This window comes from Companilactobacillus bobalius (assembly GCF_009764355.1).
The window spans coordinates 58328-82868 of the sequence record NZ_LNUA01000076.1 but is presented as its reverse complement, the minus strand read 5'-3'; the positions used below and the strand labels follow the sequence as shown (position 1 = coordinate 82868).

At 36.1% G+C, this 24541-nt stretch carries 18 protein-coding genes, 15 tRNA genes and 3 pseudogenes; 7 read left to right on the top strand and 29 right to left on the bottom strand.

The window, feature by feature from the left end; genetic code table 11:
- Nucleotides 1-40 precede the first annotated feature (40 nt).
- Nucleotides 41-748 (top strand): hypothetical protein, encoded by a 708-nt coding sequence (locus ATN92_RS15625; protein WP_056951552.1) that lies wholly within the window; start codon nt 41-43, stop codon nt 746-748.
- 76 nt (nt 749-824) lie between these two features.
- Here ATN92_RS15625 and ATN92_RS15620 read toward each other — a convergent pair whose 3' ends face one another.
- The 3 genes from ATN92_RS15620 to ATN92_RS15610 are packed head-to-tail and all read right to left on the bottom strand — an operon-like array spanning nt 825 to nt 2003.
- Nucleotides 825-1031 carry a hypothetical protein gene (locus tag ATN92_RS15620; RefSeq protein WP_056951550.1) on the bottom strand — a complete coding sequence of 69 codons (207 nt, stop codon included), beginning with the start codon at nt 1029-1031 and terminating at the stop codon, nt 825-827.
- A gap of 2 nt (nt 1032-1033) precedes the next feature.
- Nucleotides 1034-1744 (bottom strand): phage regulatory protein/antirepressor Ant, encoded by a 711-nt coding sequence (locus tag ATN92_RS15615; protein ID WP_056951549.1) that lies wholly within the window; start codon nt 1742-1744, stop codon nt 1034-1036.
- Between the two features lie 10 nt (nt 1745-1754).
- Nucleotides 1755-2003, bottom strand: coding sequence for a helix-turn-helix domain-containing protein (locus ATN92_RS15610; protein ID WP_158106613.1), 249 nt, complete (start codon nt 2001-2003; stop codon nt 1755-1757).
- Nucleotides 2004-2151: 148 nt separating this feature from the next.
- On the opposite strand from ATN92_RS15610, the gene ATN92_RS15605 reads away from it, so the two are divergent.
- From ATN92_RS15605 to ATN92_RS15585, 5 genes are all read left to right on the top strand, one after another.
- Nucleotides 2152-2775, top strand: coding sequence for a LexA family protein (locus ATN92_RS15605; RefSeq protein WP_199250832.1), 624 nt, complete (start codon nt 2152-2154; stop codon nt 2773-2775).
- A gap of 12 nt (nt 2776-2787) precedes the next feature.
- On the top strand, nt 2788-2967 hold the full coding sequence (locus ATN92_RS15600) for a hypothetical protein (protein ID WP_056951545.1): 180 nt from the start codon (nt 2788-2790) through the stop codon (nt 2965-2967).
- Nucleotides 2968-2976: 9 nt separating this feature from the next.
- The gene (locus ATN92_RS15595) at nt 2977-3468 is read left to right on the top strand and encodes a DUF4429 domain-containing protein (protein WP_056951544.1); all 492 of its coding nucleotides are present in this window, start codon (nt 2977-2979) and stop codon (nt 3466-3468) included.
- A gap of 65 nt (nt 3469-3533) precedes the next feature.
- Nucleotides 3534-4184 carry a hypothetical protein gene (locus tag ATN92_RS15590; protein WP_056951542.1) on the top strand — a complete coding sequence of 217 codons (651 nt, stop codon included), beginning with the start codon at nt 3534-3536 and terminating at the stop codon, nt 4182-4184.
- 129 nt (nt 4185-4313) lie between these two features.
- Complete coding sequence (locus ATN92_RS15585; protein WP_056951539.1) at nt 4314-5513, top strand: site-specific integrase; 1200 nt, start codon at nt 4314-4316, stop codon at nt 5511-5513.
- A gap of 169 nt (nt 5514-5682) precedes the next feature.
- Here ATN92_RS15585 and ATN92_RS15580 read toward each other — a convergent pair.
- The 23 genes and pseudogenes from ATN92_RS15580 to ATN92_RS15470 all read right to left on the bottom strand — a co-directional run bounded on the left by ATN92_RS15580 (nt 5683) and on the right by ATN92_RS15470 (nt 20531).
- Nucleotides 5683-5766: transfer RNA gene (locus ATN92_RS15580), tRNA-Leu, on the bottom strand.
- 37 nt (nt 5767-5803) lie between these two features.
- Nucleotides 5804-5874, bottom strand: a tRNA-Cys gene (locus ATN92_RS15575).
- A 20-nt stretch (nt 5875-5894) separates the two neighbouring features.
- Nucleotides 5895-5966: transfer RNA gene (locus tag ATN92_RS15570), tRNA-Gln, on the bottom strand.
- Between the two features lie 16 nt (nt 5967-5982).
- Nucleotides 5983-6049 (bottom strand) — tRNA-Tyr (locus ATN92_RS15565).
- An 18-nt stretch (nt 6050-6067) separates the two neighbouring features.
- A tRNA-Trp gene (locus tag ATN92_RS15560) sits at nt 6068-6138 on the bottom strand.
- A gap of 5 nt (nt 6139-6143) precedes the next feature.
- Nucleotides 6144-6297 (bottom strand) — tRNA-Phe (locus ATN92_RS15555).
- Between the two features lie 12 nt (nt 6298-6309).
- A tRNA-Asp gene (locus ATN92_RS15550) sits at nt 6310-6383 on the bottom strand.
- An 18-nt stretch (nt 6384-6401) separates the two neighbouring features.
- Nucleotides 6402-6475 (bottom strand) — tRNA-Met (locus ATN92_RS15545).
- A 31-nt stretch (nt 6476-6506) separates the two neighbouring features.
- Nucleotides 6507-6596 (bottom strand) — tRNA-Ser (locus ATN92_RS15540).
- A 47-nt stretch (nt 6597-6643) separates the two neighbouring features.
- Nucleotides 6644-6715 (bottom strand) — tRNA-Glu (locus ATN92_RS15535).
- A 15-nt stretch (nt 6716-6730) separates the two neighbouring features.
- A pseudogene (locus ATN92_RS19695) lies at nt 6731-7666 on the bottom strand (peptide MFS transporter); the annotation flags it as partial.
- 28 nt (nt 7667-7694) lie between these two features.
- A tRNA-Gly gene (locus ATN92_RS15525) sits at nt 7695-7766 on the bottom strand.
- A 243-nt stretch (nt 7767-8009) separates the two neighbouring features.
- Nucleotides 8010-8082, bottom strand: a tRNA-Lys gene (locus tag ATN92_RS15520).
- Nucleotides 8083-8090: 8 nt separating this feature from the next.
- Nucleotides 8091-8163 (bottom strand) — tRNA-Val (locus ATN92_RS15515).
- 13 nt (nt 8164-8176) lie between these two features.
- Nucleotides 8177-9421: pseudogene (gene glpK / locus ATN92_RS15510) on the bottom strand (glycerol kinase GlpK); the annotation flags it as partial.
- A gap of 40 nt (nt 9422-9461) precedes the next feature.
- A complete protein-coding gene (glpK, locus tag ATN92_RS15505; protein ID WP_158106808.1) occupies nt 9462-10970 on the bottom strand; it encodes a glycerol kinase GlpK in 1509 nt (502 codons plus the stop codon).
- Between the two features lie 97 nt (nt 10971-11067).
- Nucleotides 11068-11307, bottom strand: coding sequence for a YfhO family protein (locus ATN92_RS19235; RefSeq protein ID WP_158106807.1), 240 nt, complete (start codon nt 11305-11307; stop codon nt 11068-11070).
- Nucleotides 11308-11407: 100 nt separating this feature from the next.
- Entirely contained in the window at nt 11408-13618 is a 2211-nt protein-coding gene (locus ATN92_RS15495) for a YfhO family protein (RefSeq protein ID WP_158106806.1), read from the bottom strand.
- Between the two features lie 677 nt (nt 13619-14295).
- Nucleotides 14296-14505 (bottom strand): hypothetical protein, encoded by a 210-nt coding sequence (locus ATN92_RS15490; RefSeq protein WP_056953605.1) that lies wholly within the window; start codon nt 14503-14505, stop codon nt 14296-14298.
- A gap of 74 nt (nt 14506-14579) precedes the next feature.
- Entirely contained in the window at nt 14580-15932 is a 1353-nt protein-coding gene (locus ATN92_RS15485) for an FAD-dependent oxidoreductase (RefSeq protein WP_056953603.1), read from the bottom strand.
- A gap of 1699 nt (nt 15933-17631) precedes the next feature.
- A complete protein-coding gene (locus ATN92_RS15480) occupies nt 17632-18882 on the bottom strand; it encodes an NAD(P)H-dependent oxidoreductase (protein ID WP_056953601.1) in 1251 nt (416 codons plus the stop codon).
- A gap of 11 nt (nt 18883-18893) precedes the next feature.
- The gene (locus ATN92_RS15475; RefSeq protein WP_056953599.1) at nt 18894-19502 is read right to left on the bottom strand and encodes an NADPH-dependent FMN reductase; all 609 of its coding nucleotides are present in this window, start codon (nt 19500-19502) and stop codon (nt 18894-18896) included.
- A gap of 99 nt (nt 19503-19601) precedes the next feature.
- Nucleotides 19602-20531 (bottom strand): FAD:protein FMN transferase, encoded by a 930-nt coding sequence (locus ATN92_RS15470; RefSeq protein ID WP_056953597.1) that lies wholly within the window; start codon nt 20529-20531, stop codon nt 19602-19604.
- 99 nt (nt 20532-20630) lie between these two features.
- On the opposite strand from ATN92_RS15470, the pseudogene ATN92_RS15465 reads away from it, so the two are divergent.
- A pseudogene (locus ATN92_RS15465) lies at nt 20631-22450 on the top strand (FAD-binding protein).
- Between the two features lie 438 nt (nt 22451-22888).
- Here ATN92_RS15465 and ATN92_RS15460 read toward each other — a convergent pair.
- From ATN92_RS15460 to serS, 3 genes are all read right to left on the bottom strand, one after another.
- Nucleotides 22889-22961 (bottom strand) — tRNA-Thr (locus ATN92_RS15460).
- Nucleotides 22962-23055: 94 nt separating this feature from the next.
- Nucleotides 23056-23128 (bottom strand) — tRNA-Asn (locus ATN92_RS15455).
- 64 nt (nt 23129-23192) lie between these two features.
- Nucleotides 23193-24482: a serine--tRNA ligase gene (serS, locus tag ATN92_RS15450; RefSeq protein ID WP_056953595.1), complete on the bottom strand. Its 1290-nt coding sequence runs from the start codon at nt 24480-24482 to the stop codon at nt 23193-23195.
- Nucleotides 24483-24541: the final 59 nt, after the last annotated feature.

The window sequence follows — 24541 nt, the reverse complement described above, 5'->3', positions numbered from 1 at the left end:
ATATACTTTTCTTAATCCCAAAACAATCGAGGTGAAAATAATGAACTTTATAAAAACTAATTGGATTGCTATTGGGTCATTGGTTATTGCAACACTGAGTTTCCTTTATACCTTTTTCAAAACCAGAAAAAGTATTTCTGTAACTTGGGATGATAACTTTGTTTGTAACTTTCCCGATACCACATTTGTCTTTAACAGTGAAACTCACAGCAAGGAATCTATGACACATGTGATTACAAGTTCAATATCCATCGTTAATCCATCTTCAACAGATATATCTTTCTTTGATTTGCGAATATTTGATCCTAAAACTAATCTCAATATCGAAATGGTTACACAAAAGACTATTCCATCGTACGTTGAAGGAAAACATGTCTATCAACATCTGAATAAACAAGGAAATAATTACCAACAGATATACGGCCGCTATCAACAAATGGATATTCCTGAAAGAAAGTTTGGAATACTTAAAGGAAATTCTTTTACTAAAATTGATATCATTGGTGATTTTGACGTTTTACCCGATGAGTTAGGTAATATAACTGAATTAACGATTTCATTTAAAATTTCAAAGTGGACATTATTTAAAGATCAGTATGCAATTACCAACAGAAAAAAATACAAAAGCTATTCTAAAACTTATGATATTAGCGGTTGGAATGAACAGTGGCAATCAATGCTAGAACTGCAACAACAAATGCTATTAAAGGCAGTGAAAGATGCGCAAAGTACGCAATCAGACAAATGACACCAGTAATAGCTATTGAAATAATTAATAAAATCATGAAATCCATCATATACACCATCTTCCCTAGTTATTCCTTTTAATGTTTTTCTGCTTTACAAACTCTAAAAACCTTTCCATCAACCATTACATAAAGATTCTTGTTCGAAGGTAACAGCTTCGACAAGGATTTTTTTTCTGCCTCATCAATGAAAAAAATCATACTAAACCTACTTGTTCCACCAGTAAGAATAGGTATTCTGTCATTACCATCCTTATAAAAGTAAACGTACTCATGATTTTCCAAGGCTATATCTCCTTTAAAAATTTATTAACAAAATATGTTTGACCTTTTCCAGTAACTTTAGGAGTTTTAGTCACTCTTACAGAACCATCCGGGTTGCTGTAGGTACGTTCTTTTATTTCAAATATCTTCAAGTTCATTGACCTCTGAGTAGGCATATTTCTATCTGAGCGATTTCCAGCGATCAAGTAACCATTTGACCGTAGCCATTCAAATAATCTTCCAGCACCAATATTTACGCCATTCTGACTAATTAATTTGGCAAGTTCGCCAACGAGAATACTTGTATCACTAGTTTCAACCGCATTGGCAAATAAAACTTTTGGTTTCATCTGTTCAATTTGATCTTGTTGATTAGCAGCAAGTCTTAATGCTTCCGACATAGTTGATGGAACATGAAAACCACCAGTCTTTATCTGTTCTTCCATTTTGTTGAAGGCATTGATGTATTGAATTTTGAAACGTGTAGCTTTTTTCCCAGTGAATCCCATGGCCAATAACGTAAATCCGTCTTTAGTCATATAAAACATTCTGTATAGACGACCTCGACTATTTTTATAGGTTCCTTCTCGAAACATATTTTTCACTGCCGAATTTTCGACCGTGAGATTTTCAATGGATTCCAAAATATGCTTGTGGTCTTTATCAAAATTCTCGGCAACTTGTAAACTACTTGTCACTGGTTGCTCGTTTTTTAAAAACACTAATTCATTCAAAGACATCACCTTATTTCTTTATTTTTTTGCTAAAAGCGTGATTGCTTCCAAAAAAAATATAATCTTGTGGAATATTGTATATATTGGTTACCCTGTTTATTTCTGAAATTCTTAAATCAGATGAATCCTTTTCCCACTTTTGGAGCGTTGGCTTTGAAATTTTAAGTCGCTCAGAAGCCGTTGTCTGATTCAGACCGGCTCTTACTCTGAGATCTCTTAAAGTATGTTTTGCTCTAATAGGAATTCTATTATCAGACATGTCCATACCTCCTTTACAAGCAATAGATTATCACGCTTTTAGCGAAAATACAATCTTTTTTTGTTTTAAAGCGTGTCTTTTTGTCTGAAAGAAAGAATTTTAACGCTTTTTGTGATATATTATAGATAATGAAATGAGGTCAATAATAATGGTTAAAGATATAAAAGAAATATTCTCAGAAAACTTAAAACGTTATATGGATATTAAAGGTGAAAATATTACCAAATTATCTGATTCCATTAATGTTGCCTACTCAACAGTGTCAGACTGGATTCATGGTCGTAAAATGCCAAGGTCTGGCTCACTAGAATTACTAGCTGAACACTATGACATTAACATTTCTGACTTAACCTCAGCAAAGTTTGAGATGATTCCTAGTCAAAGACCATCCAAAAGAATTCCTATTATTGGTGAAATAGCATGTGGCGATCCTATCACTGCAGAGGAAAACATTGAAGGTTATTTATATGAACCTATTGATTCCTTACCAAGCGGTAATCTCTTTTATTTAAAAGCAAAGGGTCATTCAATGGAACCAACGATTCCTGACGGTTCAAATGTTCTGATTAGAGAGCAGCCTGAAGTAGAAGATGATGAAATAGCCGCTGTTCTCGTCAATGGTGATACTGAGGCAACTCTAAAAAGAATTAAACATCAAGGGGATATTGTCATGCTGATGCCAGATAATGCATCATACTCTCCTTATATTGTCACTCGTAATAATCCAGCTAGAATCTTAGGAAAAGCAATACGTTTTACTACTGATCTTTAAGGAGTGTTTAGTTTGCATGTAAAAAATGAGATTGATCTAAGGGATGTCCTATTGCAAAGAGCGGGTGAAGCCTTCATTAATAAAATAATCTGGTTTGAAGGTAAAGAATATTATGGCAAAGAGGCCGTCCAAAAAGCACTGGCATTAGTTGATTTAGTGGAATTCTATGATAAAAAATATAATTTATATTAAGGGGAAATCATGGTTATAACCGTTAAGGGAACAAATGGTCAAATTACAGCCGATAATGAAAAAGTAGTTATATCTCGTAAAGGATTTCTAGGTCATATAACTCAAGGATTCAAAGGTGATCGAACTATTTATTATACGGATATTAAATCTGTGGAATTTAAAAAAGCAACAATATGGATGAATGGTTATATTCAATTTATTACAAATGCTGAGTTGGCTACTCAAAAAAAATCGGGTGTTCTTCATTCCTCTACTGAGGCCATTAAGGATCCTAACATTGTTGTATTTAGAGCCTTCAAAAAAGAAATGGTTACTGATAGTCAAAAAATTTATAATTTTATTATGAATGAAATTGATTCTTATAAGCATAGCAATTCATCAAGTGACGCTATACAACTCTCATCTGCAGATGAAATAACTAAATTTAAAAAATTACTTGATGAAAATGTTATTACTCAAGATGAATTTGATAAAAAGAAGAATGAATTATTAAATCTTTAATTACTATTTTTGTCCAAATACTGACGACTTAAAAAGCTGAATATATTGTTCTATAGGGGGAAATCATGAATAAGGGTTCAAAAATACTTTTATCAAGCATTGCTGCTGTCACTCTATCAACTACTTTTTTAGGGACATCTGGATTAACTTTTAATCCTACACAAGAAACAGTTGTTTATGCAAAAGCAAAACAAGCAACATTGATTCCGGGATCTTATAAAGTAGGTTCTGAATTAAAGCCTGGTAGATACACTATCACTTCTTCAGACGGTTCAAGTGGTAACATTTCTTCCATGCCTAAAAAGAGTCTTCACGGCGACACAATAAACGAGATTCTTGGCAGTGAAACCGATATGTCACAGGTGCCATCTGTCACTGCAACACTTGCTAAGGGTGACAAAGTAAAAATCGAAGGATTAACTTCAGCAACATTCACCCCAGTTAAGAAACGAAATAAGAAAAATAATACTGCTTTGGCAACTGGTTCTTGGATAGTTGGTAAAGATATTAAAAAAGGCAAATATACCGTTACACCAGTTGATGGTCAAAGTGGTAATTTTATTGTGATTCCAAAGAGTACATTTGGAGATACAACAAACGAAGTTCTTGGTGGAGATACTGATATGTCACAAGTACCAAAGGTAAATGTGAAATTACATAATGGCGATAAAGTTGAAGTAGCCGGTATGACTCAAGTCAATTTTGCTAAAAGATAAATCCAAATAAAAAAGCCCTACACAAATGTGCAGGGTTAGAAGTAGGATTTTTACAATTGAATAATTTAAATAAGTCTCACCGTAGGCTTATTTATTTTCGCCCAAATCCACCGAAAGGAGGTGAAAAATATGTCTAAAAATAAACATACTTTAATTTACAAGAAGCAAAAAGGTTGGGCATACCGTGTTTATTACATGGGTGAAGATGGAAAGAACCACTCTATTAATAAGCAAGGTTTCAAATCTAAGTCTGATGCTGAAGATGCCGCCAGAGAGATTGAAAATAGACGTGCCGTTGCAAGACTGGATATTGCAGAAAATATCACCTTTGCACAGTATTTTGAATCATGGATCAATACTTATAAATTAGGTAGATACTCTCTTTCTACTGATTCAAAGTATGAGGTTGCTCTAAGATTCATTCAAGATTATTTCTATGATGATTTGCTAAAAGATATTACTAAAATGGAATATCAAGGATTCATAGATGACTACTCAAAAGACCATGTCAAAGATAGCATCTATCGAATTAATGGTTATATTGGTTCTTGTATTCAAGAAGCTGTTGACGAAAGAATCATCGACCGTAATTTTACAAGAAATGTTGTTATTACAACTAAAAAGAAAGGCAAATCTGCAGATCTAAAATATCTCGAATCTGACGTAGCATCCAGTTTAAGAATCATGGCCAAAGAGAATGCTACCCTATCAAATATTTCTGCATGTGAGATTCTATTCGCATTAGGAACCGGCTGTCGGTATGCTGAAATAGTTGGATTGACCTGGGATAATGTTGATTTTGAAAATCACACAGTCAATATTCAAAAAACTTATGATTATAAAAAAAGAACTGGCTTTCTCCCCACAAAGACAGAAAGCTCAGTTCGACAGATCACTATCTCAGACGAATTGATCCGAGAATTACGACTATTAAGAATGCAGCAACGTGAGACTTTCTTTAAACAAGGCTTTAAAAACAATAAAAACTTTGTATTTATTAACAAGAGGCACACTGTTCCCTCAGATACCTCAGCTAATAATGTTCTAAGAAAATATCTCAAAAAAATTTATTTTGAAAAAAATAAATCCAAAGGTATGAACGATACCGAAAATAGAAAAACATTGGACAATATGGAACTAATCGGATTTCATGGTCTCAGACATACCCATGCATCATATCTAATAGCACATGGTCTGTCACTTGAGTATATATCACAACGCCTTGGTCATTCAAACGTTGCGATCACTTCTAAGGTCTATATTCATCTATTAAATGACTATCGTGAGCGTGAAGATAGTAAGGCGATGAAGGCTCTATCTAAGCTCTAAAAAGAGTGACCAAAAGGTGACCTTTTTCTCCAAAAGTGACCAAAGGTGACCCATTTTTCTTCACAAGCTGGTAATGAGTTAGACAAATAAAAAAAGCTCTGAACATTGACTTAACAACGTTCAGAGCTACTTGCTATCGAGTTAGTAAAGAGCTGGTCTTCACAATTAATACCGGTGATCGGGGTCGAACCGATACTCCCTACTGGGAACAGGATTTTGAATCCTGCGCGTCTGCCAATTCCGCCACACCGGCATGTTTATAACATGCCTGATTACTTAAGCATAACCAAAGGCGGTAACCGGATTTGAACCGGTGATGAAGGTTTTGCAGACCTCTGCCTTACCACTTGGCTATACCGCCATATTCAATTTACAAAGCAATTGGGTTAGCTGGATTCGAACCAGCGCATGATGGAGTCAAAGTCCATTGCCTTACCGCTTGGCTATAACCCAATAAAAATAGGCGGTATGTGAGAATCGAACTCACGTGTGACGGGCGGATTTACAGTCCGCCGCGTTTAGCCAGAAATCCCGCCATGATCAAAAGGTAGAAACAGGGATAGTAGGAATTGAACCCACACCGACGGTTTTGGAGACCGTAGTTCTACCTTTAAACTATATCCCTAAATATGGAGGGGAGTGGATTCGAACCACCGAACCCGAAGGAGCGGATTTACAGTCCGCCCCAATTTGACTGAAACACAACATTTTGTAGTCAATGGTACCAAACAAAAAAGCCGCCGACACATGCAGCTTCAATGCATTGCTCTACCAACTGAGCTACCGAGCCATTAAACGGTCCGTGCGAGAATCGAACTCGCGATCTCCTGCGTGACAGGCAGGCGTCCTAACCAACTAGACCAACGAACCAAGAATTTCTGAAGCGAATTGCGGGAGCAGGATTTGAACCTACGACCTTCGGGTTATGAGCCCGACGAGCTACCAGACTGCTCCATCCCGCGATAATAAAAATAAATCATATGCTACCCACTAAGGAGGATGTGGGATTCGAACCCACGCGCCGCTTTCGCGACCTGACGGTTTTCAAGACCGTTCCCTTAAGCCGGACTTGGGTAATCCTCCATTGCTTAAAACGTAAAACTATTAACTTAATGATGCTTATGCATCAATGACCCGTACGAGATTTGAACTCATGTTACCGCCGTGAAAGGGCGGTGTCTTAACCACTTGACCAACGGGTCATATAAAAAACGGAGAAGGAGAGCAAAGAATGGTGTATAGATAATAATAAAGTATGCGCTAAGCAGTTGGAACAATGGGGCTGATTGAGTAATTCCCGCAAAGTTAAGATTTGTTTGTTCAGCAGCAAATAAAGCTAAAGCATATGAACCTTGTTCTTCAATCCCCCAGAAGATAACTGCAGCTAAAAACAAAGGAATATAAACGAGAATCGAACTCGCGACAACAGCTTGGAAGGCTGTGGTTTTACCACTAAACTTCACCCGCATATTTCCTAAAGCAATTTAAAGACTAATAGATTAAACAATCTATTAACGGTTTGTAAAGGCATCGACAAAGATCATTACAATTACAATAATAGCCAATACTAATACCTCAAGCACAACACGTTGGAAGAACTTAGTACGTTCTTTGTCAGTGATTGGATCTGGAGCATGTAAACTTTCTTCAGGAAGATACTTACGACCATCCCACCAGTAAACAATCAAACCAATAAACATACCAATAGCAGCTAGTGAAAAACCAGCATGGAAATTAACGACCGAGCGGTTATGATTCGCCTGCTCTAACCAAAATAACTAAACTAAGTTAATACCCATGACATAAATACTGAATCCTGAATCACGTCTTGGATCCCCTTCACTATATAATCCACCAACCATTTCGGATACGTTTGGCTTCAAAAGTCCGGTACCAATAACGATAAGAGCAATTGATGTAAACAATCCCGTTTCACCAATAGGAAGTGATAGCACAATATGACCAAGCATAATGGCAACACCACCCCAGAAGACTGTTCTTCTGGCTCCTAAAAGTCTATCACTGATAAATCGACCTAAGACACTGGACATATAAACTAATGAACCATAGATAGACTAAACAGATGCGGCTGTAGTACGGTCCATTCCTAGACCGCCCTTAGTTACAGCGTAGTACATATAGAAAAGCAAAATGCCGCCCCCCCGGCGTTACTATAATGAAAGCGGAAGACGGGATTCGAACCCGCGACCCCCACCATGGCAAGGTGATGTTCTACCACTGAACTACTTCCGCATTATTCCGACTAGAGGATTCGATCCCCCAATGCCGTATTAACAATAAAGATTCAAAACCATCATGTCAAAGTTTTTTTAATAAAATTCATACATATAATACTAAATGTTTCCCAATATTGCAACAACAATATTGAATACGGGTGAAAGGACTTGAACCTTCATGTCCACTGGACACTAGAACCTAAATCTAGCGCTCCATCCATCACCGCCACTCCCGCATGGTGTGTATATATGTTGCAAATGAGCCGTGACAGGTTCGAACTGTCGACCCTCTGATTAAAAGTCAGATGCTCTACCAACTGAGCTAACGGCTCATGATGAATGGAGGATTCAGGGATCGAACCTGTGACCTCCTGCTTGTAAGGCAGATGCTCTCCCAGCTGAGCTAATCCTCCATCATGAAACAGCGTTGCAACTAGCTGCCCCATCAACTTTTAAGACTTCAATTGGAATCTTAGAATCAGAACTCATTGTTTCAATAATATCCTTTGTTTGATAAGCAATGGCTTGCAAAGTAGCTTTAATAACATCTTTATCGGTCGTTCCACTCTAGATATTAAGATTAGTTCCATGAGCTTCATTATCCCAGTATGGTGCACCTAATCCAGCAAAGGCGGGTACCACATAGACTTCGTTGTTATCAGTCGAACTCTTAGCTGCATCGGAAGTTGCAGGTGTAGAGTTAATCAACTTCATATCGTCTCGTAACCACTGTAAGGCTGCTCCAGCAACGAACACACTACCTTCCAACGCATAATTGATTTCACCATTTATTCCATAAGCAATTGTCGTCAATAAATTATTATCTGACATAGCGGGTTTATTACCGGTATTCATGACCGCAAAGGCACCCGTACCGTAAGTATTTTTTACCATCCCTGGTTCAAAAGCCATTTGACCGAATAACGAGGCCTGTTGTGAACCCGTCATTCCAGAAATAGGAATCTCTGAACCATAGAATTGATAGTTCTTCGTTATTCCGAAAACCTCTGAATTAGATTTAACCTCAGGCAGCATCACTTTAGGAATATTAAAGATTTTTAACAAATCATCATCCCACTGAAGTGTGTTGATATTATAAAGCATTGTTCGGCTAGCATTAGCGCAATCAGTCATAAAACTTTCGCCGTCGGTTAATTTCCATAATAACCAAGTATTAATAGTTCCAAACAAAAGTTCACCTTTTTCAGCGCGCTCTTGGGCACCATCGACATGGTCCAAGATCCAACGAATTTTTGTCGCTGAAAAATAAGGACTGATGATCAATCCAGTTTTTTGATGGATTTCGTCTTTATAACCCGCTTTGATAAAATCATTGGCTAATTTAGAAGTCTGACGACTCTGCCAAACAATAGCGTTATATATAGGAAGTCCCGTTTTTTTATCCCAAACAACTGTTGTTTCTCTTTGACTAGCAATTCCAATCGCTTTAATTTGCTTGGGTTTAATTCCTGAATCAATCAAAGCAGTTGCAATAGTTGTTTGTACAGCATTCCATATTTCATTTGGCTCGTGTTCGACCCAACCTGGATCAGGCAAAATTTGTCTAATTGGATGTCTCGCCATCGCTACTTGTTGACCGTTATGGTCAAAAATAATTGCTCGAGCTGTTGTTGTTCCCTCATCAATTGCTAAAATGTAATCTTTATCCATCTCTAACTCCTAAACAGCAAAAAAGGCGATACTTCGCCTTTTATTTAGTTGTCTTATGCTTAAATTTTCTAGTTGCACTGACTGCTTCACGCCAACCTTCATATAAGTAATCGGCACGTTCTTGATCCATCTTAGGTTCAAACGTAGCACCAGTAGCATATTGTTTCTTAATATCGTCTAGATTATCCCAATAGCCTACTGCTAGTCCAGCTAAAAAGGCAGCTCCCAAAGCAGTAGTTTCCAAATCCTTAGCTCTTTGAACCGGTGTCTGCAAAATATCAGCTTGGAATTGCATCAAATAACGATTATTTGCTGCACCACCATCTACTTTCAACGTTGGAATTTCGATGCCAGTATCTTTCTTCATCGTGTCCAAAACATCACGTGATTGATAAGCCAATGATTGCAAAGTGGCCTTAATGAAGTCATTCTTAGTTGTTCCACGTGTTAAACCAAAGACAGCACCACGGGCATCAGCATCCCAGTATGGAGCACCTAAGCCTGTGAAAGCTGGTACTACGTATACTTCATCTTGATCCATTGAAGCCAGAGCAGCTTCTTCAGATTGAGGTGCAGAATCAACTAAATTCATTGCATCCCGTAACCATTGAATAGCTGATCCAGCTACGAAGATACTGCCTTCAAGTGCATAATAAACCTTATTGTTAATACCATAACCAATAGTTGTTAATAAATTATTATCAGATAATTGGGGCTTTTCACCGGTATTCATAACAATAAAAGCACCAGTTCCATAAGTATTTTTAACCATCCCCGGTTCAAAGGCCATTTGGCCAAACAAGGCAGCCTGTTGATCACCAATCATACCAGCAATAGGAACTTCTGAACCATAGAAATGATAATCTTTTGTCTTAGCGTAAACTTCAGAATTAGGTCGTACCTCTGGTAGCATTGCTTGTGGAATATTTAGAATTCTTAAAATATCTTTATCCCATTCCAAACTGTGAATATTGAAAAGCATTGTACGACTGGCATTGGAATAATCAGTTATATGAGCAGCTCCACCAGACAGCTTCCAAAGTAACCAGCTATCAATTGTTCCAAAGAGAAGTTCGCCATTTTCAGCACGTTTTTGGGCACCATCAACATGATCTAGAATCCAACGAATTTTTGTAGGATAGAAGTATGGATCAATCAGCAAACCAGTTTTTTCATGAATCATCTCACCATAACCACGACCAGCTAACTTCTCAGCTATATCAGTAGTCTGACGACTTTGCCAAACAATCGCATTGTAAATAGGAAGACCCGTTGTCTTATCCCAAACCACCGTAGTTTCACGTTGGTTCGTAATACCAATACCCTTAATTTGATCTGGTTTAATACCTGATTCAATAAAAACATTGGCTATAGTTGACTGCACAGCATTCCAAATCTCATTAGCATCATGTTCTACCCAACCAGGTTCAGGAAAGTACTGTGTGAACTCACGTTGAGCATCAGCTATCTTATTTCCCTTTTGGTCAAAAATAATAGCACGAGTACTAGTTGTACCTTCATCTATCGCCATAATATATTCATTGGACATTAAATTTCACCCCGCCTTTAATGTAAACGTTTCATATCAGAATCTTATAACATCTACAGAAATTTGCAAATATTTCGATAATTTTTACTAAAATTAGTTATAACTTATTTCGTAATTTATCCTTTGATTTAACTACCAAAAGAAAACTTATAAACAGTATAACGGCAATGGCAGAAACAAGCCAGCCTAGCTTTAGACCAGGTACTTGATAATTTAAAATTACGTTATGGTGTCCCTTTTTGAGGTCAATCGCCATCAAATTTGAAACCACCTTATTAATTTTAGCTTTTTTTCCATCAACATACGCACTCCATCCATTATCATATGGAATACTCAATAATAACGGTAAAACAATTTGCCATGATTTTCATCACAGCTGGCAATCAAAAGATTGCCGCGCAGTTTTCGGTGTTTCTTTAATTCATTAATTCTTAATATCATAAATCAAATTTAGTTTGATCCAGTGATTGAAAGTATCGAGGATTTAAACCTAAAGATCTATTCGTTAGAATTTTCACTTCTAATTTTTTATTTCGTTTAAAATCACCCAAATATAACGTTGCTGCACTATAAACATTAATTGGTGATGTCTTAATGCGTTTGCCATTAACATAGATCTTCGACTTATCATAATTAAAGGGCGTTACATAAAAATATAACGGTCCTGTTGCTCTCGTAGTTAATTGATAATTATATAATTTACGATTGCCGACAGTACTTTGTTGCATACTGGTTAAGAGTGAATTTTTGAAGTATTCGGCACTACTTCCATTCAGAGCCTGCCACAATCTTTCTTGATTAGACAAGGCCTGACCAGTTTTCATCTTAAAGTCATAAATATTATTATCAGTTAAAAATCCTAAAGTTGGAGCATCATAGTTCTCTTCTACATAGTAATGATTACTCCATTGACGTACTCGATAATAAACACCCAGCAAAGCATTAGTTAATTTAGTACCACCATAATAACTAATCCTTCTGACATTAAGACTAAAATAACCTAGGTCTTTCATCATTTCCAAAGTATTTTGATTCAATGTCGAGCTGTATAAACTTAAGCCATTGATGTTGAACAAAATGGAATCATTATAGTTATTATATTTTTCAGGAAAAGCTTTATTCAATCCTGATTTAGAAACAATTATTCGATGTCCCAAATTACTTCGATCTTTTACTTCTTTTAAAATGGTGTTCTCACGATCAAATTCATTCTCGTAAATAGCCTGATTTCCAAAGTCAGCCGTTGCCATCACCGAATTAAAATTAGCAATCACTTCAAAACTAATCATTAAAAATAAAATCAACAAGAAATTCTTATTACGATTTAATAGTAAAAGTGATAATCCTGAAAGAATAATACAGGCTAGACTCAACCAGAAGTAACCTATGCTGTATTTCAAACTGATACTGTCAAATCCTAATTGTTCAATCACCTTAGGTAGGAGCCACTCGGTTAAATATCCTAAACAAATTAATATTCCGGCGACACAGGTAGCCTTCGTTATAACGCCTAGTTCATTAACCACTCCACTCTGCCAAGCCTTGCGGGCAATAAAGATACAGGCAAAAGAAAAGATAAAACTATTACGAAATGGAAAACCAGCTGGGTTTTGAAACATGTGCCACATCGTATTAAAAGTTGTCACAAACATACTGATAAGCAAAATTCCCAATAAAAAGACTGAATTCTGTTTATCACGATTATTAACACGTGAACTAAGATAATAACTTAATAATAAAATCAAAACTGTCGATGTCATAAAAACGGATGGGCCATGTTCCAGACGCTGGTCAAAACTGTTACCTCCAATACCCAATTCAGTTAAAGCTTCTAAACCAAAACGAGCTGAGGGCAAATAATTGAGGATATTAAATGAGGTCTTAGCCGTTTTTAACATTCCTATTAAAGTTGGCAACAAAACCACCGCTGAACTTAATCCTGCTAGAACAGAAGAAATCAAGTAACGTCTGATAACCAACCATTTATCTTGCCGATGGAATAAATTATCTTCTAATCCAATAAAGATGAAGAAACAAAGTGAAAAAATACAGAGCATGTATCCCAAATAATAATTAAAGATAATCGAAAACAGAATAGAAAAATAATATAGCACATACTGATGATGCTTGATTACACGCATTACACCAACAGCTACCAAAGGCAACATAATTAAAGCATCTAACCACATTAGATCATAGAAGTATGACGCTACAAAACCACAAAAACTATAAGCAATTGTAAACATCCAATTAACAATGCTTCGCTCTTGAAAGTACTCTTTTAAAAAGAACGCCATCGTTACACCCATTGTGGATATCTTGAGCATAATCAAAATATCAGCTGCAATTGGAATATTTCGTGCACTAAAGAAAACCAACAATAGATTAAAAGGCGATAACAAATAGTAACTCATAACAGGAAAAAAATTATCACCCAAAGATTGACTAAACAAATATAAATGCAAATTTCCCGATACCAGTTGCCTTCTAAGCTCCGTCAAGAACGTTAAATATTGAGTTCCCAAGTCACTACTCAAAAAATTATTACTACCAAAAGGAACTAAACCAGTACAGGCAAAAATAATCGAAATAATAATCAGATTAATGATAAAAGCTCCGGAATAATAAAACACACGACGTTTTGCCATATCAAAACTCTCCTTACTAACTACCAAAATAATATGAGATATTAAGCAATAAGTAAAATTATTAACGTCGAGAACACAAAAAAGGCTTGCTTACGCAAGCCCATGTTATTATCGTTTTTCATATTATTACCTCAGGTCAGTTAAATAGTTATTTGTTTGAATGGTTGTATTTTTGATTTGAATGTTAGTACTTTTTAATTAGTTTAAAAACTTTTTTTCATTGTGACTTCTGATCATCTTAGTACAAACAGTAGCTAAGACAGATACACCCGTGAGAACAAGAATCGGATGTTTTTTCATAAGCATTCACCTCGTTTTTTGAATAGCCATATTTGACTATGTATACATAGTAACGTGATTTTATGAAAGGAGTTTTAACAAAATAAGAATAATTTATGAATTTTAGAGAGCGGAGCAAGGGTGCCCAACCCACGAGGATTTGCCTAAGTACTGGAATCGCACGCGCACTATGCGGGCAATTTCAGTACTGTAGCAAACCGGAATGGGTTCCCTTGCGAAGCTCGTTTCCACCATTCTGCATAGAACCATGGTTATTTACTGCCTAGGACATTTTTCAATCTGTTTTAAAAATTCCTTCACCATTCCAGCATCAACTCCAGAAACATTCTTCAATTTACCATATAACCACATACCCAACCTATAATAACTATCAATATCTAACTCAAATTTCTGTGCATAAACATAATGAATGGCTTCTTCATATTTACGATGCAACAATAATTGATCCAAATCAGTATAAATCTTCCTTTTTGATTCTGTTGCTGTTCAAAGACTACTTCATTTCTCGCCTTACCTTTTCCCAGAACAGCTCCAAAGCACTCAGCAAAAGATTTAATCTGACGCATGATAAAATCATCATCTTCCATCAACATCACCCCCAAGGATTTCACACAGGTTATACAAAAAAAGGCGGCCCCAAAGCCACCCTCATAATCTTCAATTATTCATTAACAGTTGAATCAGCTTTTTCAACAGCAGCACCTGCTAAAGCACTAACGTAATTAACTGGTTTATCAAAGTTTGGTTGGAACAAGAAATCAACCATTGATAGTTCATCAATTGTAACTTTCTTTTGAATAGCAAGTGATAGCAAGTTAGCTGATTGTGATACATCATATTTACTTGTCAAAGCACCACCAAGAACTACTCTTGTCTCAGGATCCCAAACTAAGTTCATTAGAACAGGAGTTGTTGATAACATAAACTCAGGACGATAGTTGTCTTCAAGTGAAACTTCAGCAACATTCTTACCCAAAGCATCAGCATGAACCTTAGTCAATCCACTTGCTGCATAGGTTCTGCCAAACAATTCAACAGCTGAACTAGCTTGTGTACCCATATATTCAGCGGTATCTTTTTCAATATTCTTACCAACTAGAATACCTTGACGAACTGAGTTAGTTGCTAAAGGAATATATTGGTTGTCACCAGTTGGATTGTAATGAACAGATGCTGCGTCACCAGCTGAATAAACATCTGGAATGCTTGTGTGCATATATTTATCCACAACTAATGCACCATTTGGAAGAGTTTCAAATTTATCAGCGAACATCTTTGTATTAGGACGGAAACCAACACACATAACGGCAATGTCAGCTTCGTAAGTATTCTTATCGGTTTTAACAATTACACTATGATCTGTTTCTTCAAATGACTCTACTTTTTCACTCAAACCTAAAGTTACACCATTATCGATATAATCTTTTTCAGCAACGGCCGACATATTCGGATCAAGGTTCTTAGCCAAAACATCAGGTAAAGCATCAATCAAGGTTGTTTCTTTGCCTAAAGTAGCATAACCTTCAGCTAATTCTGCACCAATATAGCCAGCACCAATAACAATAGCACTCTTAATATCTTTGGCATTTTCTTTCAATTCATTGGCATTAGTCCAGTTCTTGCACAACATAACACGATCTGAATTAATTCCAGGAATTGGTGGAATAATTGGAGCTGAGCCAGTTGTGATTACTAACTTATCATATGGTTGACTAAAAGTATCACCATTTGCCAAACTTTTCACTGACAATTTCTTGTTATCAAAGTCAATATCAGTTACATCATGTTGCATATACATATGTGCACCCATATCAGTTAATGCCTCGGGGCTGGCATAGAACATCTTATTAGGGTCTGAAACACGATCACTTACCCACAGTGCAATCCCACAGGATAGAAAAGATAAATTATCATTTCTTTCAAAAACGGAAACTTCCCAGTCTGGGTGCTCCTTCAAAATGTTCATTGCTGAAAAAGTTCCTGCATGTGTACAACCTACAATACTTACTTTCATAATAGACACCGTCCCTTTTTCTTATTATTATAATTTATTCACTAATACATTAAAAGCGTTTACAAGATATTTAAAAAATATATTTCACTTATATAATATCTTGATATCGGCAGATAAATTTAATTCTTAATCCTCACTTCCTTCATATTTGTGGATTATCTTTTATCAACAAAAATCTTATGATAACGCTATTATCTAATAAATGATTAAATTTGTGATATTAAAAACAAATAAATATTTTTTTCGAAAATGAATTTAATTGTTTAAACACATGTGGTATATTATAAGTGTGCAAGGGGTTTAGATATGAAAATGCAATTCCTTCCTTTTTTAACTCTTAATGAAGGTTGCGATACACATCCTCATATCGTTAACCTGTAAAGTTCATTCGTATCAATAATAAAAATTGCCCCCCTCAATCAATTTTTACTCAAAAGATACGTTTGTAATATCCCATTACAATAATTTACTTTGAATGCTTTCATTAATTAATTAACAAATCCCTCTCTATTTGACAAATATGGAAACCTCACAAGCATTCATATCTTCCCCTGACACTACTGGTAATGCCGTTACACCAATGTGTGTAACAAAAAACAAGCCCGTCCCCCCAGATGAGCTGTTTTTTTGTTCTTTTTTATTAATTCGAATATAAAAAAGATATCTTTTCTAATAAATATTGATTATTAATTTCAAACTAAATTAATTACTTAAATTATTTAACTACCATCCCTCATGAAATCTTATCCATTAACATATTTCTAATTGCAATAAATAAATATTGTGATATTAAAAACAAACAATTATTTTTACGATAATTGAAAAATCATGTTTAAAAATATGTGCTATATTTATAACTGTGAAAGGGGATATGGTATGAATCAATTATGATTCCTCCTTTATTACTTTTGATACATGGATCACGGTACACATCCTCATACCGAGATCTAAAATCTAAACGAACTAATGAATAAAAATTGCCCCCTCAATCAATTTTTACTTATTACGAGTTATCCCAATTACAAATTCAGTTTGAATGCTTTCCGTTATTAATACCAAATCCCTCAATTTGGAAATTTTATCGAAATCATTCATGCCTTCCCCTGACACTACTGGTAATGTCGTTACATAATCGTAACGAAAAGACAGGCTTATCCCCCTCAGATGAGCTTTTTTTGTGTCTAGAATTTATTTCAAGGCCTTAAAACACAATATCGAATTATTATTGCTCAATCAATTCATTATTTTATCCTAAAAACAAATAAATAATTTGTTCTATTTTGAAACAACATGTTTAAACATATATGCTATATTTATAACTGTGAAAGGGGAAAGATATGAGATGCGATTCCTTCCTTTAACTCTTAAAACAGTTACGATACATCCTCATATCGTTAACTCACAAATTTAAATTCTTAATTGATCCCCTCAATCAATTAAGAAAAATCCCATTACAATAATTTACTTTGAATGCTTTCATTAATTAATTAACAAATCCCTCTCTATCTAATATTTAAAAGAAATTGGAAACCCTCATAAAGCATTCATATCTTTCCCCCGACACTACTGGTAATGTCGTTGTGCATTCGTACAACAAAAACGAGCTCATCCCCCCTCAGATGAGCTTTTTTTATGTTCAAAACTTAATTGGTCTGAATAGATAAAAAAATAGACTCCCAATAAGGAAGTCTATTTTCATTTAATGTTTTGAAGCACTACTTGTTGCATCAACTTCAGGTTTGACCTCTTCTGCTTCTTCTTTAGAAGCACTAGCAGTTGCATCCACTGATGTTTCAGATTTCTCTGAAGCTCCGGAAGTAGCGTCAACCTTAGCGTTTGGATCTGGAACCAACATTTGACCAGTTTGTTTCAAGTATTCATTAACGATAGGTTTCAAATCAACAGCCCATTCATTAACACCTTTGTAATTACCTTCTTCATCATGCATAGCTTTGTAGTAATGCATAACATGATGATCGCTATCTCCTCCAGGTACTGGCATTGAAACTAAATCAGTCTTACCACTTCTCAACATGTGGATAACTTGTTTAACATGCTTAATAACACGCGCTTTACCTGGGTGAACTGCAGTCAATGAATCACCGACTTGAGCAGGTGTTCTCTTAGCCAACATCTTTTCAGTTGGTAAGAAACGATTGTAATAGATAAATTGATTATTTTCATCTACGTAAGTCAATTCAATCGGTGTAGTCTTCAACATGTAGTTCAACTGGTTAACAGTTAACAAACCACTATCCAACTTAACATAAGTATCACCATCTACAGCGTTAACCTTTTCAGCAGCTTTATTTATCCAATCAGGATCATCCATATCTACACCTTCTACAGTTGTATCTACTTTACCTGAAGCTGATAAATCTTCTTTTTCATAGTCGTCAGCATCGATCATATTAATCACCTTCGCAAACTTAATAAATTTTTGTAAAGTTGTATCAAGAAAGTCAACAGTACGTTGATCCTTCAATTCACCGTTATCATCAAAAGCTGTCTTAACGTTACCTAATAGGAATTCATTACCAGGCAAAACAACCGCATTAACTCCTGGTGCCTCTAAGATTTGTCTCAAGTGTAATTGAGCACGTGATGAACCTTGAGTATGATATGAGGCTCCTACGATCATGACTGGCTTGCCATCAAAAGGATGAATCTCATATGATAACCATTCAATAACATTCTTCAAAGCAGCTGGAACGGTATGGTTATGTCCAGGAGTTGCAATGATAACGCCGTCAGCTGACTTAACCTTGTTACTTAATTTTTGAATAACGGAACTATTTGTTTGATCGTCATCTTGACTGAACATTGGCACTTGATTGATATCCAAAACTTCAATATCAACAACACCCTCACAGTGCTTTGCAATGAAATTCAATAATGTGCGATTGTATGATTGGTCAGCGATTGAACCTGCAATACCTACTAATTTCATATTTACCTCTCCTAGTCCTTATCCCAAGAAAATTCTTTGGCTTTTTGTTTGTTAACTTCATTAGCATTATTTAATTGTTTTGATATATTCACGAAATCCAAGAAATCTTGGAACAACCCGTCTAATTGCTTAATAACCTTTTCATCCTTCAAGTCACCATTCTCATCAAAAGCTTGTAATGAGTGGCCCAATAGGAACTCCGAACTAGGCATAATTCTAGCTTTCAATTCTGGTGAATCCAGAATCTGACGCAATTGAGCTTGAGCACGTGATGAACCTAATGATCCATAAGAAGCTCCTGTAATCATAACTGGCTTATCCACAAATGGATGAATTCCATATGATAACCAAGCTAGTGCACTTGATAAAGCAGCTGGAATAGAATGATCGTATTCAGGTGTCGCAATAATCACACCGTCAGCGGCTTCAATTTTAGTAGCAATATCTAATGCTTCTTGAGGAACATATTTGTCAGCACTCTTCTTATAAATTGGAAGATTCTTGATCTCAACCAACTCAATTTCGGCAGCTGATTGGAAACGTTTCTTCATGTACTTCAATAATTCACGATTAGTTGACTTATTGGAATTAGATCCCACTATTGCAATAAATTTATTCATATTAGCAATCACCTTATTTATAATTATCTTACATGTTCATTGTAAATTCGTTCACAATATAAATCAACACAATTTTGGAATTGTTATGATATATAATTGTTATATTTTAAAAAACTTGTCACGTAGTCCACTAGTTGTCTGATATTCCAAATCTTTCGTGATGAAAATAGCTTCAACACCAGGTTGGCTTTCAATCAAAGTCAATCCTTTTTCGATACCTTGATAGAAACCAACGGTTGACCAAATCTCTCCATCAATTGATTTATCACTAACAATCGTCACGCTGGCAAGATTATTTTTGATAGGATAGCCCGTTTTGGAATCGAACATATGATGATATTCATGACCATCAATAACTAGTTTACGTTCATAAATACCTGACGTTCCAATTGACTTGGCCGTAGTATGCAAAACACCTAACGACACATCCCGCTTTTCTACTGGATTTTGGACACCGATATTCCACATCTTATCTTCATGAACACTGGGACCGACTAAAAGTACATTACCACCCAAATCGATAATGCCCGTTTCAACATTCATACTTAACCACAGGGCTTTGATTTTATCAGCAATATAGCCTTTAGCAATTCCACCTAGGTCAATTTCCATACCCTTTTCTTCCAAAAAGACAGTTTGCTGTTCATCGTCCAATTTGATCCTTTCAGGGTCAATGATACGTAAACGTTCTTTAATATCGGCATCACTGGGTTTGTTAGCACCTTTGAAACCTATTTTCCACAACTTAACCAATGGTCCAATCGCAACATTGAAACCTAAATGCTGACGACTAACTAATACTGCACGTTTGATTAAATCGTAAGTGTCAGTTGGTACCGCTACTGGTTTGATTCCAGCTGAATAATTGATGGACATAACTTCAGATTGATCACGATTGACGGTCAATTTATCTTCAAAATTTTTAATCAACTCGTAAGCTGCATCCAACTCTTCCTCTCCGGCTGGAGTCGCAACGGTCAGATTGATCAAGGTTCCTAGGGCATAATACTTCTTATTAACTAAACTCATTTTCATCCTCGATTTCAATTCCAGATTTATAAAACGTTCACAATGTCACAATTTAGAGTTATATTAACCATAACACCTTACGGAAATGGAGTGAATGATATGTTTGAGGATTCAAAACTAAATTGGAATGCTACTTATGATGTAATCGTCTTAGGCTTTGGTGGTGCTGGTGCTACTGCTGCAAGATTTGCGGCCGACAACAATGCTAAGGTCTTAATTACTGATTCAGCTCCCGAGGGTCATGAAGGTGGCAATACTCGCTACGCCGGACAAGTTATTTCTTCAGGTGACAACCTTGATGATTTGAGAAAATATTATCAAGATTTGGCCTACCCATTGGCTTATGATCAAGATTTAATGGAAACTTTCATTCAGGGATTGTACAAAATTCCTGATTATCTAGAAAAATATTTGGGTGTAAAACCTTTTGTTATGGGTCAACATCCAGAATCACCTGTTTCCAAAGCTTTATACTTTATGGCTCACGAATATCCCGAATTTAGAGGTCAAGCTACCCATGAACTAGTTGCTGTCCATGAAGGTGTGGCCGATTCAGCTTTATGGAAGAATTTACGTCAACAAGTTCTCGACCGTGCTGATAAAATTGATGTCCTTTATCAAACACCTGCAAAGCACTTAATTCAAAATCCAGAAACTAAGGCAATTGTCGGAGTTCAAATTGAACGTGACGGTAAATTATTAAACGTTAAAGCCAATAATGGTGTTGTAATGGCAACTGGTGGTTTTGAAAACAATCCTAAAATGATTGAAAACTACTTAGGCGAAACTAGCTTGAATCCCATTGGTTCTCTCTACAACAAAGGTATTGGCGTCAAAATGGCTAGCGAGGTCGGTGCTCAACTTTACAACATGAACAATTATGAATCATACGGTATCTTCCATGGGTTGACACCTAAACCTGCCAAAGGCCAACGTTCACAATTTTTGCCATTTGACTGGCCCGCTTTCCATCAAGGCAGCTTGATTGTTGTCGGTGACGATGGAACTCGTTACTTCGATGAAAATGAAATCCACAGACACGGTCACATTCAAGACCACGGCAACTGGAGAATCCCTCTAGCTCAACGTCATCCCTACGTCGTCTTTGATCAAAAGAAGTACGATGAATTATCTAACGATAAAAATGCTCCTTACCCAGAATTTTTGAAAGCTGTCGTTAAAGCTGACAATCTTGAAAGTTTGGCCAAAGTTTTGGATGTCGATGTTGATAAGTTGCAAAAAACTATTACAGACTTCAATTACTTTGCCGAACAAAAACGTGACTATGCTTTCAATCGTGATCCTGAAACCTTGACTGCTTTTGACGATGGTCCTTATTATGCTCTAGCAATGGTGCAAGGTCTATTGAATACTCAAGGTGGTCCAGTTCACAACTCTCATGCCGAAGTGGTCGACAACGATGATCAAGTAATCCCTCATCTTTATGCTGCCGGTGAATTAGGTAGTTTGATGGGACGTCAATACAACGGTGGTAGCATTTAGCCGAGAATTTAATCTTTGGTAAGATTGCTGGTGAAAATGCTGCTAGTGTAAAATCTGAAGCTACTACCACAAATGTTGATGCTCAAACTTCAGCCAGCATCCATGAAGAAGGACTCGGTTCCGATATTGCCGAAGAACATTTCGAAACAAATGATAATCAATATATCGGTAAATCAACTGCCGGTATGGGTAACGAAATCGTTGTCCGTGTCACAGTTGATGACGACAAAAATATTCAAGATATCGAAGTTTTGAAACAAAGTGAATCCGACGACTACGGTTTGAAAGCTGTTGAAGAACTTCCAAAAGAAATCGTCGCTAAGAATTCTGTCGATGTCGATACCGTTTCTGGTGCTTCAGCTTCAAGTAAAGCCATTAAAGAAGCCGTTCAAAATGCTTTAAATAAAGTTGAATAAAAAAAGCCAACAATATAGATTTAATTGTCGACTTCAATTTCATGAGCTAACCTCTTCAGGTTAGCTTTTTTGTTTATTTTTTATCAAAAAAATGGAGAAACACGTCTGTGTTTCCCCTGGGAGGTATTTCTCAATTCATTATCTAATACAGTCATTATATAATTAATGCGAGTAAATTTATATAGCTTAGGGAAATTTATAACATTTTTTTGATATTCTTTGATTTGTAAAATAATCTTCTTTGAAAAGGCATACATATGAATTGTTAAAAATTTGCACGACAAATTTAAAATCGAAAAAGTTATCAGCCGTGCAAACTTTCGTGCAAAGTCATTTGATTTTCTCTGACATTCTTGGATTTTTACAAATAAAAAAAAGCCTTGAATGCTGATCTAACAGTATTCAAAGGCTCTTCTTTTTTAACTGACATTCTTATTATGCCGTGTGCAGGAGTCGAACCTGTGACCGCCGGTTTACGATACCGATGCTCTACCAACTGAGCTAACACGGCAAGAAAAAGAAATCCTATAAAAAAAATACATCTAATTCAAATGAACTAGATGTATTTCTATTGAAGACACCTAGGATTTCCTAAGTATTTATAACTCCGGATGTCAGACTCGAACTGACGACACCCTGATTAACAGTCAGATGCTCTACCAACTGAGCTAATCCGGAATAATTCAATAGCTCTTTAACAGAACTATTAAATCTTATCAATCTATTGGGATTGAGTCAATACTTATTTGGCATTTTCTTTAGTAATTTTTGTAATTCCACCCATGTATGGTACCAATACGTCAGGAATTGTAACTGATCCATCTTCATTTTGGTAATTTTCAAGGATAGCAGCTACGGTACGACCTGCAGCAAGTCCTGAACCATTCAAAGTATGTGCCAACTTTGTCTTACCATTTTCGTCACGGTAACGGATATGAGCACGACGAGCTTGGAAGTCAAGACAGTTTGAACAACTTGAAACTTCACGATACTTGTCTTGAGCAGGCATCCAAACTTCAAGATCGTATGTCTTAGCTGAACTGAAACTGGCATCCCCACTTGAAAGTACGATAACGTGATATGGTAGTCCTAATTGTTTCAAAATATTTTCAGCATTAGCTGTCAATTTTTCTAGTTCATTGTATGATTCTTCTGGTTTTGTAACCTTAACCATTTCAACTTTATTGAATTGGTGCATACGGATCAAACCACGAGTATCACGACCAGCACTACCTGCTTCTGAACGGAAACAAGGTGTTAGAGCTGTAACGTACTTAGGTAAGTCTTTTTCATTCAAAATCTTACCGGCAAAGTAGTTTGTCAAAGGTACTTCAGCTGTAGGAATCAAAGTTAGTGGGTTTTCATCAACCATAACTGTATAAACGTCTTCAGTAAACTTAGGGAATTGACTTGTACCAAACATGGCATCGTTGTTTACCAAGTATGGAGGGATAACTTCTGTATAGCCTTCCTTTTGGTGTTGATCCAACATAAAGTTGTAAACAGCACGTTCAAGTCTAGCACCCATGCCAATGTAGTAAACAAAACGTGAACCAGCAACTTTAGTAGCTTGTTCAAAGTCTAAGATTCCTAGTTCTTCACCGATATCCCAGTGATGACGAGGTTTGAAACCTTCCTTAGGAATAGCACCGACTTTACGGATTTCAACGTTAGTACTTTCATCAGGTCCAACAGGAACTGAATCATCAGGAATATTAGGTAGACGAACTAAGATATAGTTCATTTTTCCTTCTGTTTCTTCAAGCTCAGCATCCAAGTCCTTAATGTCTGAACCAACTTGCTTCATAGCAGCAATTTCGTCACTGGCATCTTCTTTATTACGTTTCTTAGTAGCGATACCTTGAGAAACAGTGTTTCTCTTTTCTTTAAGGGTTTCACTCTTAACTAATAATTCACGACGTTTGCTGTCATAGCCAAGCAATTCATCAATTTCATCACTAGTTACTCCACGTGATGCTAACTTGTTCTTGATCCATTCTGGATCTTTTCTAATCAATTTGATATCTAACATTGAGATTCTCCTTTTTGATTTTTGGCTTGAGAGAGTTTGTACTCTTTTTTGGTTTGGGG

Coding starts and splice junctions, on each gene's coding strand:
- ATN92_RS15590 (WP_056951542.1), top strand. CDS start 3,534: ATGAATAAGGGTTCAAAAATACTTTTATCAAGCATTGCTGCTGTCACT.
- ATN92_RS15610 (WP_158106613.1), bottom strand. CDS start 2,003: ATGTCTGATAATAGAATTCCTATTAGAGCAAAACATACTTTAAGAGAT.
- glpK (WP_158106808.1), bottom strand. CDS start 10,970: ATGTCCAATGAATATATTATGGCGATAGATGAAGGTACAACTAGTACT.
- ATN92_RS15595 (WP_056951544.1), top strand. CDS start 2,977: ATGGTTATAACCGTTAAGGGAACAAATGGTCAAATTACAGCCGATAAT.
- serS (WP_056953595.1), bottom strand. CDS start 24,482: ATGTTAGATATCAAATTGATTAGAAAAGATCCAGAATGGATCAAGAAC.
- ATN92_RS15495 (WP_158106806.1), bottom strand. CDS start 13,618: ATGGCAAAACGTCGTGTGTTTTATTATTCCGGAGCTTTTATCATTAAT.
- ATN92_RS15605 (WP_199250832.1), top strand. CDS start 2,152: ATGGTTAAAGATATAAAAGAAATATTCTCAGAAAACTTAAAACGTTAT.
- ATN92_RS15490 (WP_056953605.1), bottom strand. CDS start 14,505: ATGGAAGATGATGATTTTATCATGCGTCAGATTAAATCTTTTGCTGAG.
- ATN92_RS15625 (WP_056951552.1), top strand. CDS start 41: ATGAACTTTATAAAAACTAATTGGATTGCTATTGGGTCATTGGTTATT.
- ATN92_RS15585 (WP_056951539.1), top strand. CDS start 4,314: ATGTCTAAAAATAAACATACTTTAATTTACAAGAAGCAAAAAGGTTGG.
- ATN92_RS15475 (WP_056953599.1), bottom strand. CDS start 19,502: ATGAATAAATTTATTGCAATAGTGGGATCTAATTCCAATAAGTCAACT.
- ATN92_RS15470 (WP_056953597.1), bottom strand. CDS start 20,531: ATGAGTTTAGTTAATAAGAAGTATTATGCCCTAGGAACCTTGATCAAT.
- ATN92_RS15485 (WP_056953603.1), bottom strand. CDS start 15,932: ATGAAAGTAAGTATTGTAGGTTGTACACATGCAGGAACTTTTTCAGCA.
- ATN92_RS15480 (WP_056953601.1), bottom strand. CDS start 18,882: ATGAAATTAGTAGGTATTGCAGGTTCAATCGCTGACCAATCATACAAT.